Source organism: Pseudomonas sp. GW821-FHT04C07 (assembly GCF_059420325.1).
The window spans coordinates 73,459-90,187 of sequence record NZ_JBWKTM010000004.1; the positions used below are offsets into that span (position 1 = coordinate 73,459).

15 protein-coding genes are annotated in these 16,729 nt (G+C 58.3%); 9 read left to right on the forward strand and 6 right to left on the reverse strand.

The window, feature by feature from the left end:
* The first annotated feature begins 48 nt into the window (after nt 1-48).
* From AC07UI_RS09405 to AC07UI_RS09425, 5 genes are all read left to right on the forward strand, one after another.
* Nucleotides 49-1,251, forward strand: coding sequence for a CaiB/BaiF CoA transferase family protein (locus tag AC07UI_RS09405; RefSeq protein WP_494992226.1), 1,203 nt, complete (start codon nt 49-51; stop codon nt 1,249-1,251).
* A 63-nt stretch (nt 1,252-1,314) separates the two neighbouring features.
* Nucleotides 1,315-2,064 (forward strand): electron transfer flavoprotein subunit beta/FixA family protein, encoded by a 750-nt coding sequence (locus tag AC07UI_RS09410; protein ID WP_494992227.1) that lies wholly within the window; start codon nt 1,315-1,317, stop codon nt 2,062-2,064.
* Nucleotides 2,065-3,021 carry an electron transfer flavoprotein subunit alpha/FixB family protein gene (locus AC07UI_RS09415; protein ID WP_494992228.1) on the forward strand — a complete coding sequence of 319 codons (957 nt, stop codon included), beginning with the start codon at nt 2,065-2,067 and terminating at the stop codon, nt 3,019-3,021.
* Nucleotides 3,022-3,046: 25 nt separating this feature from the next.
* Nucleotides 3,047-3,889 carry an HTD2 family dehydratase gene (locus AC07UI_RS09420; protein ID WP_494992229.1) on the forward strand — a complete coding sequence of 281 codons (843 nt, stop codon included), beginning with the start codon at nt 3,047-3,049 and terminating at the stop codon, nt 3,887-3,889.
* Nucleotides 3,886-4,701: an HpcH/HpaI aldolase/citrate lyase family protein gene (locus AC07UI_RS09425; protein WP_494992230.1), complete on the forward strand. Its 816-nt coding sequence runs from the start codon at nt 3,886-3,888 to the stop codon at nt 4,699-4,701. Before AC07UI_RS09420 ends, AC07UI_RS09425 begins: the two co-directional genes overlap by 4 nt.
* 83 nt (nt 4,702-4,784) lie before the next feature.
* On the opposite strand, the gene ptrR is transcribed toward AC07UI_RS09425, so the two are convergent.
* A complete protein-coding gene (ptrR, locus tag AC07UI_RS09430; RefSeq protein ID WP_494992231.1) occupies nt 4,785-5,663 on the reverse strand; it encodes a putrescine utilization regulator PtrR in 879 nt (292 codons plus the stop codon).
* 100 nt (nt 5,664-5,763) lie between these two features.
* Here ptrR and AC07UI_RS09435 point away from each other — a divergent pair, with 100 nt between their 5' ends.
* Nucleotides 5,764-7,155 (forward strand): aldehyde dehydrogenase family protein, encoded by a 1,392-nt coding sequence (locus AC07UI_RS09435; RefSeq protein ID WP_494992232.1) that lies wholly within the window; start codon nt 5,764-5,766, stop codon nt 7,153-7,155.
* A gap of 212 nt (nt 7,156-7,367) precedes the next feature.
* Nucleotides 7,368-8,813 carry a SulP family inorganic anion transporter gene (locus AC07UI_RS09440; RefSeq protein ID WP_494992233.1) on the forward strand — a complete coding sequence of 482 codons (1,446 nt, stop codon included), beginning with the start codon at nt 7,368-7,370 and terminating at the stop codon, nt 8,811-8,813.
* A gap of 70 nt (nt 8,814-8,883) precedes the next feature.
* Here AC07UI_RS09440 and AC07UI_RS09445 read toward each other — a convergent pair whose 3' ends face one another.
* The 4 genes from AC07UI_RS09445 to AC07UI_RS09460 form a co-directional block, all read right to left on the reverse strand.
* The gene (locus AC07UI_RS09445; protein WP_494992234.1) at nt 8,884-9,189 is read right to left on the reverse strand and encodes an NIPSNAP family protein; all 306 of its coding nucleotides are present in this window, start codon (nt 9,187-9,189) and stop codon (nt 8,884-8,886) included.
* A 267-nt stretch (nt 9,190-9,456) separates the two neighbouring features.
* A complete protein-coding gene (gene thpR, locus AC07UI_RS09450) occupies nt 9,457-10,002 on the reverse strand; it encodes an RNA 2',3'-cyclic phosphodiesterase (RefSeq protein WP_494992235.1) in 546 nt (181 codons plus the stop codon).
* A 522-nt stretch (nt 10,003-10,524) separates the two neighbouring features.
* Nucleotides 10,525-12,009, reverse strand: coding sequence for an alkaline phosphatase family protein (locus AC07UI_RS09455; RefSeq protein ID WP_494992236.1), 1,485 nt, complete (start codon nt 12,007-12,009; stop codon nt 10,525-10,527).
* Between the two features lie 183 nt (nt 12,010-12,192).
* Nucleotides 12,193-13,443, reverse strand: a complete 1,251-nt coding sequence (locus AC07UI_RS09460; protein WP_494992237.1) for a hypothetical protein — start codon at nt 13,441-13,443, stop codon at nt 12,193-12,195.
* Between the two features lie 438 nt (nt 13,444-13,881).
* On the opposite strand from AC07UI_RS09460, the gene AC07UI_RS09465 reads away from it, so the two are divergent.
* Nucleotides 13,882-14,553 (forward strand): glutathione S-transferase family protein, encoded by a 672-nt coding sequence (locus tag AC07UI_RS09465; protein WP_494992238.1) that lies wholly within the window; start codon nt 13,882-13,884, stop codon nt 14,551-14,553.
* 323 nt (nt 14,554-14,876) lie between these two features.
* Complete coding sequence (locus AC07UI_RS09470; protein ID WP_494992239.1) at nt 14,877-15,917, forward strand: GGDEF domain-containing protein; 1,041 nt, start codon at nt 14,877-14,879, stop codon at nt 15,915-15,917.
* 26 nt (nt 15,918-15,943) lie between these two features.
* Here the strand turns inward: AC07UI_RS09470 and AC07UI_RS09475 are convergent, their stop codons facing one another.
* A complete protein-coding gene (locus AC07UI_RS09475; protein WP_494992240.1) occupies nt 15,944-16,666 on the reverse strand; it encodes a GNAT family N-acetyltransferase in 723 nt (240 codons plus the stop codon).
* Nucleotides 16,667-16,729 lie beyond the last annotated feature (63 nt).

Here is a 16,729-nt window from a genome sequence, read left to right on the forward strand (position 1 = left end):
GCCCAGGCAGGCGCAGCTGGGGAGCCATGACAAGAGAGATAAAAAATCATGAGCCAGCCCAACGGTACACGCCCGCTCGATGGCATCACCGTCGTCAGCCTCGAACATGCAATCGCCGCGCCCTTCTGCACCCGACAACTGGCCGACCTCGGCGCCCGCGTGATCAAGGTCGAACGTCCAGGCACAGGCGATTTCGCCCGGGGCTATGACCAACGCGTCAACGGCCTGGCCTCGCACTTCGTCTGGACCAATCGCTCGAAAGAAAGCCTGACCCTCGACTTGAAGCAGGACTCGGCCATCGAGGTGCTGGACGCTTTGCTGGCCACCGCCGATGTGCTCGTGCAGAACCTGGCACCCGGTGCGGCTGCGCGAATGGGGCTGTCATTCGAGGCCTTGCATCAACGCTTTCCGCGCCTGATTGTCTGTGACATTTCAGGCTATGGCGTCGGTGGGCCCTATGAAAAGAAAAAAGCTTACGACCTGTTGATCCAGAGCGAAGGTGGATTTCTGTCGGTGACCGGCGGCCCGGGTGAAGAGGAAATGGCCAAGGCCGGTTGCTCGATCGCCGACATCGCGGCGGGCATGTACGCCTACACGGGCGTCCTGTCCGCCCTGTTGCTGCGCGCTCGAACCGGCGAAGGCAGCCACATCGATGTGTCCATGCTGGAAAGCCTGGTCGAGTGGATGAACTACCCGATGTACTACGCCTACAACGGCGCACCACCGCCACCTCGCGCGGGTGCTGCGCATGCCACCATTTACCCCTATGGGCCCTTTCCCATCGGTGACGGCACCACCGTCATGCTGGGCTTGCAGAACGAGCGCGAATGGCAGCTGTTTTGCGACAAGGTTCTGCTCCAGCCCGAACTGGCTGAAGACGAACGCTTCTCTGCCAACTTCAAACGTGTCGAAAACCGTCATGCGCTTCGGGATCTCATCGTTCAATCGTTCTCCACGCTCAACTTCGATGCGGTGATCGATCGGCTGGACCATGCGCAGATTGCCAACGCCCGGGTCAATGACATGCAAGGTGTTTGGGATCATCCACAACTTCAGGCCCGTGATCGCTGGCGGGAAGTTGAAACCTCTGCCGGGCACGTCCCAAGCCTGATACCTCCTGGCACCAACAGCGCTTTCGAACCACGCATGGACGCTGTGCCGGGCCTTGGCCAACACACCGAACAGGTGCTCAGGGAACTGGGGTTGGGAGCGGACCGCATTGAACAAATGCGCGCAGCCGGGGCGATTTAGCCGCGATCCGATAACAAGCAGCCTGACTGCAACGATCAAAGATTTTCGAGAGAACACTGCCCAATGAAGATCCTGGTAGCTGTGAAACGCGTGGTCGATTACAACGTGAAAGTTCGCGTCAAAGCGGATAACACCGATGTCGACCTGGCTAACGTCAAGATGTCGATGAACCCTTTCTGCGAAATCGCCGTGGAAGAAGCCGTACGCCTCAAAGAGCAAGGGGTTGCGACTGAAATCGTTGTCGTCTCTGTGGGTCCGTCCACTGCTCAAGAGCAGCTGCGTACCGCTCTGGCGCTGGGGGCCGATCGGGCCATCCTCGTCGAATCCGCTGATGAATTGAACTCCCTGGCCGTGGCCAAGCTGCTCAAGGCTGTGGTCGACAAGGAACAGCCGCAGCTGGTGATCCTTGGCAAACAGGCCATCGACAGCGACAACAACCAGACCGGCCAGATGCTCGCGGCACTGACTGGTTACGGTCAGGGCACCTTCGCTTCGAAAGTCGAAGTCAGCGGCGACAGCGTGGCCGTGACCCGCGAAATCGACGGCGGCGCGCAGACGGTTTCCCTGAAACTGCCAGCCATCGTCACCACCGACCTGCGTTTGAACGAACCGCGCTACGCGTCCCTGCCCAACATCATGAAAGCCAAGAAGAAGCCTCTCGACGTAGTGACTGCGCACGCTCTGGGCATTTGCACCGCCTCCACCACCAAGACCCTGAAAGTCGAAGCGCCGGCTGCACGCAGCGCGGGTATCAAGGTCAAGTCGGTGGCTGAGCTGGTCGAGAAACTCAAGAACGAAGCGAAGGTGATCTGAATGACGATCCTGGTGATTGCTGACTTTTCAAACGACAAACAGGACAACAAAGTAGTGGCCCCGGCCACGCTGAACACCGTGGCGGCTGCCGCGAAAATCGGTGGTGACATTCACCTGCTGGTGGCGGGTGCCAATGTGGGCGCGGTAGCTGAAGCCGCGGCGAAAATCGCTGGCGTGGCTAAAGTGCTGGTCGCCGACAACTCCGCCTACGCGCACCAGTTGCCAGAAAACGTCGCGCCGCTGGTGGCCGGCCTGGTGATCGAGCAGCGCTCTATTTACAGCCATGTTCTGGCCGCTGCCACCTCCAACGGCAAAAACATCCTGCCGCGCGTTGCTGCGCAACTGGACGTAGACCAGATCTCCGAGATCATCTCGGTTCAAAGCGCTGACACCTTCAAGCGCCCGATCTATGCCGGTAACGCTATCGCTACCGTGCAGTCGAACGCTGCCGTGAAAGTCATCACCGTTCGCGCCACCGGTTTCGACCCGGTGGCCGCTGTGGGTGGTTCGGCTGCTGTCGAAGCGGTCGCGGCTGCTCACGACGCGGGCACTTCCCGCTTCGTCGGTGAAGAACTGGCCAAGTCCGATCGTCCGGAACTGACCGCTGCCAGGATCGTCGTTTCCGGCGGTCGCGGCATGCAGAACGGCGACAACTTCAAACACCTGTACGCCCTGGCCGACAAGCTGGGCGCTGCTGTTGGCGCTTCCCGCGCGGCGGTCGACGCCGGTTTCGTCCCCAACGACATGCAGGTCGGTCAGACCGGCAAGATCGTCGCGCCACAGCTGTACATCGCCGTCGGTATCTCCGGCGCGATCCAGCACCTGGCCGGCATGAAAGACTCCAAAGTGATCGTGGCGATCAACAAGGACGAAGAAGCGCCGATCTTCCAAGTGGCCGATTACGGTCTGGTAGCCGATCTGTTTGACGCCGTACCCGAACTGGCCGCCCTGGCCTGATCACCGACCGACAGGAGCGATGTCTATGAGTAATGTCGATCTTCAAGCCTGGATTGGACGCCGTCAGGAAAGCCAGGACCGGATCAGTTTCAACCTGGTTAAACGCATTGCCGCGACCTTGGGCGAGGTGGCACCGCTGCCCGGCGAAGCGCTACCGCCCTTGTGGCACTGGGCATTCTTTCAGGAACCGGTTGCAGCAAGCGAACTAGGCCCTGACGGTCATCCGGCGCTCGGTGGTTTCTTGCCGCCCGCGCACAACCGCAATCGCATGTGGGCCGGCAGCCGACTGGAGTTTTACCAACCATTAACGGTGGAGGCCGAGGTGTCCTGCGTCTCGACCATCGTCAATGTCGAGGAAAAGCACGGGCGTACAGGCTCCCTGCTGTTTGTCACGGTACGTCATGAGTATTTCCAGGACGGCCAACGGGCTCTGCAAGATGAGCAGGACATCGTCTACCGAGAACCCACGCCGCCCAAACTCAGCGGCACCGAAGCGCTGCCTGAAGGCCAATGGCGCGAAGCGGTGGAACCCTCCCCGACCTTGCTGTTGCGCTACTCCGCGGTCACCTTCAATGGCCATCGAATTCACTATGACTGGCCTTACGTTACACAGACCGAAGGTTATCCGGGGCTGGTGGTGCATGGTCCATTGATCGCCACCCTGAACTTGCGCGCCTTTACCAAAGCGCACCCCAGCGCTCGCTTGAAGCGCTTCTCTTTCCGGGGCATCAGGCCACTGATTTCACCGCAACCTTTCGAGGTCGGTGGACGTTTGATCGACAACGGCAAGGCCCAGCTATGGGCTGGCAACCAGGACGGCACCGCGCAGATCGGTGAGGTGGAGTTCAACGAGGGAGAAGCACCATGAATACATCGATTGTTCGCTCCGCCCTGTTTGTGCCGGCAACCCGTCCAGAGCGCATCCCCAAAGCCATCGCCACCGGCGCTGACCGGGTCATCGTCGACCTGGAGGATGCGGTGCAGGAAAACCTCAAGGAACAGGCCAGGGATAACCTGGAGCGCTTTTTGAGCGAGAGCCCCGATGTTCAGGTTCTGGTTCGTGTGAATGCCCCAAGTCACTGGGCGCACGCTGCGGATCTGGATCTTTGCCGACGCCATGCCGGCGTGATCGGGACCTTGCTGCCCAAGGCAGAAAGCGCGGCGCACGTGTTCACCGCTGGCAGCACCGGCAAGCCGATCTGGCCCATCATCGAGAGTGCCAAGGGCCTGTCGGCACTCAGCGCGATTGCCGAAGCCCGAGGTGTTGAGCGCTTGTCGTTCGGCAGCCTCGATCTGGGCCTGGACCTGAATCTGACCACCGCCAGCCCTGCCGCCGAAGAGATCCTCAGTCACGCCCGCTACGCCGTGCTGCTCGCCACTCGGGTTGCTGGCCTCGCCCCGGCGCTGGACGGAGTGTTCCCCTCTATTCAGGACACCGCAGGCCTGCACAGTACCGTTCAATTTGCCCGCGACATGGGATTTGGTGGCGCGCTGTGTATCCATCCAAGCCAGGTGCAGATCATCCATCAGGCGTTAAAACCCAGCACTGAGCAATTGCACTGGGCGCAACGCATCATGGACGCCGCGAGCTCGGGTGAAGGCGTGTTCGTGCTGGATGGGCAAATGGTGGATGCGCCGGTCATTGCTCGCGCTCAATCCATTCTCGGGCGCGCGAACTAGCACAACCGTTCTTCGAAGCTGCGCATTTAGCGGGAGTCGCAAGCGACTCCCGTTTTTTTAGCGTACCTGTCTCCCCAGACTTTTCAGGCCTCTTCCCGCACCACGCCGCGCTCTTCAAGCAAGCGCACAAACATGCTCAAACTTTGTGACACCGTGCCGCGGCGCCACACCAGCCAGGTCCGCAAATAGCGGAATGATTCCGACAGCGGCCAGATGCTCACCGTGGTACACCCTGGCATGCTCTCGAGCATGCTGCGGGGCATCAATGCCAGGCCTGCACCGGCGCTGACGCAGGCCAGCATGCCGTGATAGGACTCCATTTCGAAAATCTTGCCGGGTACCGATGCGTCCTTGGTGAACCAGCTTTCGAAGTGGTGCCGGTACGAACAATTGGCGCGGAAGGCATAAATGTTCTCGCCGTTGACATCCCGTGCACGATGGATCGGGGCATGGTTGAGCGGTGCGATGACCACCATCTCCTCCTCAAACGCCGGCACGCCTTCCAGTGCCGGGTGCAGAACCGGTCCGTCGACGAACGCGGCGGCCAATCGACCAGAGAGCACACCCTCGATCATGGTCCCGGAAGGCCCGGTGGACAGGTCCAGCTCGACCTTGGCGTATTGCTGGTTATAGGCGGCCAACAGCTCAGGAATGCGCACCGCCGCCGTGCTCTCCAGCGACCCCAGGGGAAACGATCCTTGCGGCTCTTCACCGGCCACCGTCGCGCGGGCCTCCTGGACCAGGTCAAGGATGCGCCGGGCGTAGTCGAGAAAACTCCAACCGGCCGGCGACAGGCGCAAGCGGCTTTTCTCGCGGATAAACAGATCCACCCCCAGATCCTGCTCCAGTTGCTTGATCCGTGTCGTCAGGTTCGAAGGCACCCGGTGGATGTGCTGAGCCGCCGCGCTGATGCTGCCCTGCTCGGCAACAGCTTTGAAAATCTCCAGCTGAACCAGATCCAAGTCATTCTCCAATCGTGAACGATATGCTCAGTATTATTCAGTTTCCAGAAAATAAATGCCACCGTAACCTGAACCCATCCCCACCTCGCAGGACGGTGCCATGACCAACGTTTCCAGCCTCACCCATGCCATTTCGATCAACCCCGCCAACGGCGAGCAGATCGGCCACTACCCTTTTGAATCCGAATCGGCGCTGCAGGCCGCACTGTCCCGTGCCGCTGCCGGGTTCAAGGCTTGGCGGAGCAAACCCGTAGAGGAACGCTCGCAGTCATTGATCGCCCTGGCTCAGGCATTGCGTGACGACGCAGCAAAGCTGGCGAACATGATTACTCTGGAGATGGGCAAGCCCACCACCCAGGCGCGCGGTGAAATTGAAAAGTGTGCGCAGCTCTGCGAGTGGTACGCCGAACACGGCCCCGCCATGCTGACCGCCGAGCCGACGATGGTTGAAGGTGGCAAGGCGCGCATTGAATATCGCCCGCTGGGCCCGATTCTCGCCGTGATGCCGTGGAACTTTCCCATCTGGCAGGTGCTTCGTGGCGCCGTTCCAGCGTTGATCGCCGGCAACACCTACGTTCTCAAGCATGCGCCAAACGTGATGGGGTGCGCCTATCTGCTGCTGGATGCCTTCAAGCGCGCCGGCTTTGCCGAAGGTGTCTTCGAAGTCATCAATGTCACGCCAGACGGTGTCTCCAAGGCGATTGCCGATCCACGCATCGCTGCGGTGACCCTCACCGGCAGTGTGCGAGCCGGCACTGCCATCGGCGCGCAAGCCGGTGCGGCCTTGAAGAAGTGTGTTTTGGAGCTGGGCGGTTCCGATCCCTTCATTGTGCTCAACGATGCCGACCTCGACGAAGCGGTCAAAGCCGCCGTTATTGGCCGTTACCAGAATACCGGGCAAGTCTGCGCAGCGGCCAAACGCCTGATTGTCGAGCAAGGTGTTGTCGAGGCGTTCACCCGCAAGTTCGTCGACGCCACCCGCCAGCTGGTCGTTGGCGATCCGCTGGCTGCGGACACCTACATCGGCCCCATGGCTCGCTTTGATCTGCGTGATGAACTGGATCAACAGGTGCGAGACACACTGGAAGAAGGCGCGACGTTGTTGATGGGTGGGAAGAAGGCTGAAGGCCCCGGCAACTTTTATGAGCCCACTGTCTTCGCTGATGTCACCGACCAGATGACCTCGTTCAAACAGGAACTGTTTGGCCCAGTGGCTTCGATCATCACGGCGCGCGATGCCGCACATGCGTTGGCGCTGGCCAATGACAGTGAGTTCGGACTCGCCGCCACCATCTACACCGGCAATGTCGAGCTTGCCCAGCAGATGGCCAGCGAGCTTGAAACCGGTGGCGTGTTCATCAACGGCTATTGCGCCACCGACCCACGCGTCACCTTCGGCGGCGTGAAGAAAAGCGGATTTGGCCGGGAGCTGTCGCATTTCGGGGTACGCGAATTTTGTAATGCCCAGACTGTGTGGCTGGATCGGCGCTGACCGCAGCTAAAGAACCTCGAATACGGTTGACTGACTTCCTCAGGGCGTGAAGCTGACGCTCGAAAGCAAAAAAACATCAACCAGCAGAAGATCAAGCAAGGGTTGCAACTACCTGAAAAGTGGCCGGGCTGCCTTCAATTCCGTAACATCCGCAGCCCTCTTTTCCGCCACTCCCTGCGGCCGGTTTCGCCGGCCTGTATTTTAGGTAAACCATGAAAGCAAAACGTCTGCGCGCCGACGCCCTGGCCGGACTCACCACCTCTTTCGCCCTAATGCCCGAGTGCATCGCCTTCGCCCTGGTTGCCCACCTCAATCCGCTGATGGGGCTATACGGCGCCTTCATCATCTGCACCCTGACCGCCCTGTTCGGGGGCCGGCCGGGTATGGTGTCCGGCGCCGCCGGGTCGATGGCCGTTGTGATCGTCGCGCTGGTGGTGCAGCACGGCGTGCAGTACTTGCTCACCACCGTGTTGATGGGTGGACTGATCATGATCGCTTTCGGCCTGCTACGGCTGGGCAAGCTGGTGCGCATGGTGCCGTACCCGGTGATGCTCGGCTTCGTCAACGGCCTGGCGATCATCATCGCCCTGGCCCAGCTGGAGCACTTCAAGAGCGGCGAGGCCTGGCTGAGCGGTACACCGCTGTACATGATGATCGGGCTGGTGGCGCTGACAATGGCCATCGTCTACCTGCTGCCGCGCCTGACCCGCGCCGTGCCGCCGGCGCTGGTTGCGATCCTTGGCGTCGGTCTGGCGACATACCTGCTCGGCCTGCCGACCCGCACCCTTGGCGACATGGCGCAGATTGCCGGCGGCTTGCCTGAATTAGCCTTTCCGGAGGTGCCCTGGAACCTGGAAACCCTGCGCATCGTGGCCCCCTACGCCGTATTGATGGCCCTGGTCGGCCTTCTGGAAACCCTCCTGACGCTGAACCTGACCGATGAGATCACCGAGAGCCGTGGCTACCCGGATCGCGAGTGCGTGGCACTGGGGGCGGCTAACATTGTCTCCGGTCTCTTCGGCGGCATGGGCGGATGTGCCATGATCGGTCAAACCGTGATCAACCTCAGCTCCAGCGGCCGCGGCCGGCTCTCGGGCATGGTCGCCGGGGTAATGATCCTGTTGTTCGTGCTGTTCCTTTCGCCGCTGATCGAGCACATCCCGCTTGCCGCACTGGTCGGGGTGATGTTCGTGGTGTCGCAGCAGACCTTCGCCTGGGCCTCGCTGCGGGTGCTCAACAAGGTGCCGCTGAACGACGTGCTGGTGATCTTCGCGGTAACAGCCATCACGGTGTTCACCGACCTGGCCACCGCGGTGCTTTGCGGGATCATCATTGCCGCGCTCAACTTCGCCTGGCAGCAGGCCCGCGAGCTCTACGCCGACAGTCATCTGGAAGCCGACGGCAGCAAGCTCTACCGCCTGCATGGCACGCTGTTCTTCGCCTCGACCACACCCTTCCTCAACCAGTTCGACCCCGCCAACGACCCGCCCCAGGTGACCCTCGACTGTCGCCACCTGAGTGTTGTCGACTACTCGGCCATCGCCGCGCTGAAGACGCTGCGTGAGCGCTACGTCAAGGCCGGCAAGCACCTGCGTGTGTTTCACTTGTCCGAGCGGTGCAAGCAACTGCTCAAACGCGCCGACGTGCATCACGACTGAGGTCAGCGCATGCCAGGGCCCTCTCAGCCCTGGCACTTGAGGTTCCAATCATGTATCGCTGATAGCAAGGTCAATCGAGCACGGGGCGCATGAAGCTACGCTCATAGCTGACAATGAATTTCTTCTCTAGCGCCAACGTCACCGCCTTGATGCATTCGGCATCGGTTTCGGCTTCTTTGCGATAGCGTTCGTAGTCCGAGAGGCTTTGAAAGCTGAATAGGCAATACGCGATATTGTTTGCACCTTCGGCAGGCAGGAAATAGCCATGGTGCAAGCCTCCCATTCGAGTCACCAGCCGGATCCACAATCGTGAATAGCTTTCAAAAGCAGGGATTTGGTAAGGGTCAATCAGATACTTCACATGGCAGGTAATCACACGAGCTGTCCTTGTTCGATAAAGGACGGAGCTTACCAATTGAGCGTTGATCTGAATATTCCTGCCCGGCGGTTAGCTTCAGCGAGTGCGCCCTCCCGAGTGGCGATGTGCAGTGGTCTAATAAATCGCTCCCCAATTTGGTAAGCCAGGCCTCGCAGCATTGGCAACCCTCAAAAAGCCTGGGCAGCGCCGAACCGGTTTATTTACACAGTCTCGACCGACTCCTGCCATTCGTAACCGGCCATACCGAGGGACAGTCGGGTGCGTCTACGGAACCAGGGGCCATTCGGCCAGCGACCGATAGCGGCCTTTATGCGACTCGAACAGGGTGAAGTGTCTGGCACTCAGGTGAAAGTCTGGTGGGGCATTCGATTCAGGGACAGGTGCTCGATAGTCCCGCATCAAGGTCAAGTGCGGGCGAAATTCCCGGGGGGCGTCCACAAACCCGAGAGGCAGCAGTGCCTGTTGCAAGGCATAGACCAGCTGGCGCAACACCAGTGGTTCCTGCGCTGGAGCGAGTAACAAAATGCCGGCGCGGCGCCATACATCGAGGTGGTCAAGAGGTACCGTCAAATGCTCGCCTGGCATGCGAATACTGGCGGCGGCAGCGCAGATGCCCGGAATCTGCGTCATGGCTACTGATCCCAGAAACATCAGAGTCAAATGAAAGTTTTCCGCTGGAACCGGGCGTCCGCTACTTAGACCAAGAGCACTGCGCCATTGGGCTATGGCCCGGCGTTGTGCATACGCGCAGGGCAGCGCGAAAAACACACGTTTGAACGGTTCGCCGTGCTCACGAGAGTCATTACTCATTCATTGCACCTCCAGGTTGGGCTGAGCGCAGCGATACCCGTCAGGTCATCCCCGAGTGATCGGCTTTGCGCCTGGACGCTGGCGATGCAGAGGCCTCAGGGGGGGTGATTCATCATCTTTGCTGTAATGACAGCGTAGTAGCGCTGAGAAACTCGTCTTGCCCGCCGTCGGTAGGCATGGGCGATATTTGCATACTGCTCGTGGTTCCGATTCACCATCAACCACTTCAGTTGCAAACCGCGATGCCCTCCCGCTGCTCGACAGCGTATGCGAGCCCGCGCTGCAAGGCGACATTCGATGCTCTGGTACGGTGCCTGCAGGCTCATACGAGCGGGACAGCGGCCGACGCCTGAAGCGCCTGTTGCAATGTGGCGCTGGCGATGGAAGCGCCCAAGCCGCTGATGTTGCGCAGCAGGCATCGCCCGGACAAACGCCGACAACCCTGGCGGGATATCGTCTTGCGCCGTCGTCAGGTTTGACCGGTAGCGTTTTTTACCGAAGTGCTACCCACTGCGCGTCTCATCAAGCCCCTTTCAACTTCGGATTCAGCGTAGCCAGCTGCCGTATAAAACTTTGTGCACCACCCTCCGTCGATAAATCATTTGTGCCAAGAGAGGTATGTAACGTGGGCTGGGCCGAAAGCTGTTGCCGTGCAAGTTCAACGGCGCAAGCCAAATGGGTGAACCCGGTCTTGAACCCACTGACCGGCAAACTATCCAGATTAATGCTCGCCGCGCCATCCAAAAGAGCGTTCGCGCTGGAAACACTGGCGGGGAGCGTTCGAAGCGATTGGTACACCGGCTCGTCATCCGTTCGAGGCTGCACTAACGAGAAAAGGGGCGCAGCGGAGGCTGCTGCACCGTCGCGCCGGGTCAAGGATGTTTTGCCCGCCTGTTGAAGGGCACCTCGCAGAGTGGGGAATAGATCAGTGAGACTTCGAATGACAGAACTGTGATCGAAAGCGGGTTGGCCTTCTTCGGTGGTGACGACTTTACCTTTGGGAACCCAGGGCGAAACAAGCACGGCGGGTACTCGCACGCCTAGTTGATCGAACGCGCTTTTTTGCGGCTGCGCTGCCTTACTCCTATTACGCTGGTCGTCACCAGGCGGCGTACATTTTGGAGGGACGACATGATCATAGAATCCTCCATGTTCGTCATACAGGATCAACAGCGCGCTCGACTCCCAGATACTGGACCCACGGATCTGTTGGTAGACCCAATTAATAAGTGCATCACCAGACGATACAGTGCCTGCTGCATGCTGGGAGTTGCCTTTTTTATACCCATTCACGACATCGTACGACGGCTCAATGAATGTATAGCTAGGGGTGTAACTGCCATTGAGATCCTTTGCCATCTCATGTAGCCAGCGAAAATGCTTGTCACCCGGATCGACGAAGTAATCCGGCATGCCCTTGATAGAAAGTATCTGGGGAAGCAGGTCATCATGGTATACACGCCACTCTAGACCGGCCTTGTCCAGCCAGTCGTAAATCGTACCGTACAAAAAATCGAAGCCGAGACTTTCAAGCGTCACCGCCCCCATCGATTCCAGATTGCTCGGACTGTTGTCCAACCCCCCTGATGTCGCGGCATGCACAAAAAACCGATTGGGCCAGGTAGGCCCGGGGACAGAAGAGAACCAATTATTGAAAACACAGTATTCCTTGGCCAAGTGGCGTAACACCTGAACCTGGGGTGCGCCTGCTGTAAAACAACGTAAAGACTCGGCGCCATTGGCTTGATAGAAGCCATCCATTGTGACGGGGTCTGTGTCGCTTTGCCCCTTCCCATGAAGCTGTACTCGAACTGCCGGGTACTCATGGTCAATATCGCCCATTTGATCCACGGCATCATCTGATACAGCCACTCTCCCACCCATGCTGTCTTTCGCTGCAGTGGCATCCGGCGGCGGTGACGAAATACCGGAAATATCGGAATACCCGAGTAGATGATCAAATGACCGGTTTTCCAGCATCAGTACAAAAACATGGTTTACAGCCATGGCCGTCTCCTTAATGAAACGTTGCGTGCCCTTGGCTCCAGGATGACCGAATATCGGCGTAAGCCATGCGCATGCGTTGAGTAAGCAGGGTATTGGCACCCCTGCATCGAGGTCGGAAATTATTTTCTCGTTAGCAAAGCCGTCTCCAATACAAAGGCAATGGATTAATACGCTAGTGGCCAGTTAATCCGGTGGGTGATAGTCCTGTTTTTGGGTCGCCAACAAGAAAAGGGTGTAGCTCTCTTTCGTGATTTCGAAAAAACTGAACTTCAGCGTTTCTACACTCAGGGCCGGATGGTCCTGGTCGTGCATGCAGGCGGCCGCGTCAGCCAGCACACTATTGGCTGACTCCAGAGACAAGTTCGGGTTTTGCGGGGGGTGAACAAACACTTTCATCAGCGATGCAATGGCGGGCGCATCAGCAAGTCCAAGGGGAACCAGACTGTGTGCATTTTGGCCAAAATGCCTCCAGACGATCGCTTGAGATCCCAATCGCAAGACGTACTTGAAAGAAAAGCCGGTTCGAATGGAAAGAAGAACAGGATCTATCCCGATAAGCTGTTCGATTGAATCGACCCCCTCGGCTGATAACACCGCAGCAATGTTGGCCGTGACCCCCTCAAGCTGAATCAACTGATCACTTTCTTGCCCCTTTTCTGCATTATTCAGACTGCGTGCAGCCAGCCGGCGCAGTGCCTTGAACAACACATCCATAGGAAGGGTACTCACAACAAACGCCGTCGTAGCCTGCAGGCTGGGCGCTGTATCTGTGGTCGCACTGAAAGCCATACCGATAGGGATCGCCAGAACCATCCGCAGCGCATACCAATAGACATCCGCCACGTTCAAAGTGCGCCTGCGCACGCTGACCACAAGATCACTGATGACAAACAGATACGCGCCGCCCAGGGAGGCAGCGGCAATCTGGGCATTCACAAACGAGCCAGATTTCAGTCCGCCAAAAGCCCATGCGATATACAGCGTTGCACCTACGAAAACTGAAACAAGCATCAGCGTCATAGGAATCAAGAATGCATTGCGGCCGTAGTTCTCCTCATAGATCGTGGTAAACAAGACATCTGCCGCTAGCTCGGCAGCTTTTTTGGTGTCCGCGTCTTCGGGAATGGGCCACGTCTTCAAAATGCGGTTTTTATCGGTTCGTGGCTGCCAAAACTGCCTCAAATAAAAAACGAGGGCCCCGTTGTTAAGCCGGTTCCTGAACTCCTCATACCGGGCAAACCACCCATGTTCCAGAAAGCGGATAAGCGGCGCTGCAGCCAGGCTTGTTGTCACAAGAATCAGTACGACGTACCCGCCCCAGGCAAGAGAATCTTGTGGCGTATCACTTAGATGGCTCTTATAAACAGCCGTCACCCCCACACCATCGCAAAGAAAAAGAGCCAGCCAGATCCAGGAATATTTCCGCGCTTCCATGCACCCCCCGGCGTTCATCCTTTATGCCTGGAGGAAAGGCTAGCTCATGTCATAAAAAATGCATTTCCCATTGGCAACTTTTATATATGCATTCCACCACTGCAAGTGGCAACAGAATCATTACAGTGGAAAAAATTGTCATCAATAATTCGTGTTATTACTGCGAACAGCCTACTGATTCGTTATTAAAACTTATTGTCAGGGATCAATGATCGAACCTGATTCGGCTGTCGCCGCCGCTACGACCTCTTCGGGCAGTCAATCCAGCGACTATGATGATGGGTACAACGGACTCGGAACGCCTGCGTGCACAAGCGTTATCGTCGACCAGATGCCATTTCGCCTCGTGCCAGGCCTCCCCCCGAACGACAGCGCAGACTGCACTGGTTTTCCCGTCTTCAAGTAGTGCGTCCCACACGTCCCCCCAGGAGCCGAAAGATGTCGCTGACTCTTTACTATCATCCGCTGGCGTCGTACTGCCACAAAGTACTCATCGCGCTCTACGAAAACGCTGTCGAATTCGAAAAGCGGATCATCGATCTCACCGACGATGCAGACAGAGCACAGCTTCAAGCCATATGGCCAATCTGCAAATTCCCGGTCATCCGTGACCACGCTCGCATGCGCGACCTGCCAGAGTCCACAGTCATCATTGAGTACCTGGATCGCTTCTATGCCGGTGAACACCCTTTGATTCCAGGCAATTGGGACACCGCGCTGGATGTGCGTCTATGGGACCGCTTTTTCGACAACTATGTCCAAGGGCCGATGCAACAGATAGTCGGTGATCGCTTGAGCGGTGCTAACGGTGATTTGACAAAAGCACGATCCACGCTGGAGACCGCATATGGCATGCTCGACCGCCAGATGGCATCCAGGACCTGGGTTGCCAGTCAGGACTTCAGCATGGCCGATTGCGCCGCTGCCCCGGCGCTTTTCTATGCCAGTACCGTCCAGCCGTTCCCGGACGGGTTCAGTCACTTGAGCGCCTATTTCGACAGGTTGACGCACAGACCGTCATTCCAACGGGTGATCGACGAAGCCAGGCCCTACTTTTCGCTCTATCCATATGCGGATGCCATTGCGGAGAGGTTTCGCCAGGAGTCTTAGCGTCGCCCTGGGTAGAGGCCAACAGAAACGACCATCCTGGCTGCCCATGTCGCTCGATTGAACACTTCATGGCGTTACGCTCGTGCCTGCTTCGATTTGGCGACTGGAGTAATGACGGTGCCTTCAAGCATGTCCTGTAACCTTTGCACTTCAAGCTCAATCAGGACAGTCCGGGCTGCTTGATCAACGAATTGCTGCAGTCAAGCCAGGTCTACATCAGGTCTATACGCTGATCAGCTTAGAATAGGATGGCCGTCTGCAAGAGGTATGGTTATGCTCCTCTTGCTTTATGTTCGACAAAAATCAACAACGACAGTGACGTTATGAGCCAATCAGAGAAGCGGGCGACTGCCCTATCGCTATATCCAGAGGATACCCGCGAGGCGGCGGCCCTGCTCAAGCAAGCCATACCGCTGATGGTGCGTCACAATATTCCACCCAACCCAGTGCACTACGCCCTCTGGTACACCTACAGCAAAGGCCTGGAGCCTGAACTGAATCGCCACCTGGATAGGGTGGTCGAAGACTTCGACAGTTTCCCCCCGGAATCCGCCGCCAGGCTCTTTCGCGACTACATCATTCGCGATGAGTTGGAGGACGCCCGCGCCGGGCAGCAACAAGCGATCAACCTGGTTGACGACATTGAACGCGACATCTCGAGCAGCGTGATGGGCAATCTCAACTTTCAGGCCAGCCTGGAACACTGCCTGGGTATGCTTGAGGAGCCGGTCATTAACCGGTTGCCCGCCGTACTCAGCGAATTGCAACAGAGCACCCAGCTCATGCAGAACCAGCAGCAGCGTTTCCTTTCCCAACTGCAAACTGCTCAAAATGAGATTAAAAGCCTGCGAGACAAGCTTGAGCGCGTCCAGCTGGCCGCGACGCTGGACAGCCTGACTCAGGTGCTCAATCGAAACACCTTCACTCGCTTGCTGGAGCAAGCGCTGAGCAACGCCCCCCAGGGTGTGGCTCTGGTCATGCTGGATATCGATCACTTCAAGCAATTCAATGACCAGTACGGTCATCCTTTAGGCGACCGCGTACTCCAACATGTCGGTCAGGTGCTGCGAAACTCGCTTCCACCGCATGCCATGGCGGCACGCTATGGCGGCGAAGAGTTCTGCGTGATCCTGCAGGAGTGTACCGATATCACCAGCGCCCATGCCTTCGCGGAGCAACTGCGTCTGAAAATTCAGTCGTTGCGGATCAAGGCTCGTCGCTCCGAAAAGGTGCTGGACACGGTAACCGCGTCCTTTGGTGTCGCCCTCGCCAGAACCGGTGACAACCTGGAGAGCCTCCTGACTCGCGCCGATGACGCGCTTTACCAGGCCAAGCGTAACGGGCGCAACCAAGTACACCGGTGATCGCCCCCACGGCGAATCACCGCCTGTTAGAGCAAGCGTGGTCCGCGCCCGGTGTCTTGCAAGGCGGCCTCTCCAAGACGGTCCAGCACAAAGGCCTTCGCGTGGCGTGTCATCTGGTCGAGATGCCGGTCACGCTTCTTCTCGGCGTCCACCATCGCTTTTCTACCGTTTTGCGCAAGCAGATAAGTATGAATCTGCCGCACCTCCACAGAGCTATAGATCGGCGCTACGTCCAACACCGCCAACAGGCCGTCCGTACCGTGGTCGCGGGTATTCATGACGACCTGAGGACCGCGCGCACCCACAACCTGAAAACCCATCGACTCGAAATACGGCACCTTGCCAACAAAGCAGGCCAGCTCGGCATGAGGGTATCGACTGACCATGTCCTGCAGCATCGCGCGCGCAACACCCCGACGTCGGTGGCCTTCCCGCACGGCCATATAGGCCACTGCGCAAGCCTCGGGATCGTCCTTCACCGGCAGATACAGCAAGAAGCCGACGACAGTGGAAGGGTCCTGGGCATCCGAGGCCACGATCAATTCGACGGGAATGCCTCTGGAACCGTCCATAGCGTCCAGATAGAGATGAACCTCGTATCCGATACCGTATTGATAGAGGTTGTAGAGCGGATTGCTCGGCGCGATGGCCACCATGCTGATATCGGTTACGTAGTCGACGACCATCTGCAGGATCTGGCTTTTGATGGCCTCGGGCGGCGGGGTTTCAAAGGGGGTGATGGTGAACATCGAGTTTCTGACTCCGAGGGTTAAGGCTTGCCCGTGACTTCAAGGATCAGCGCTGGGCGGGGT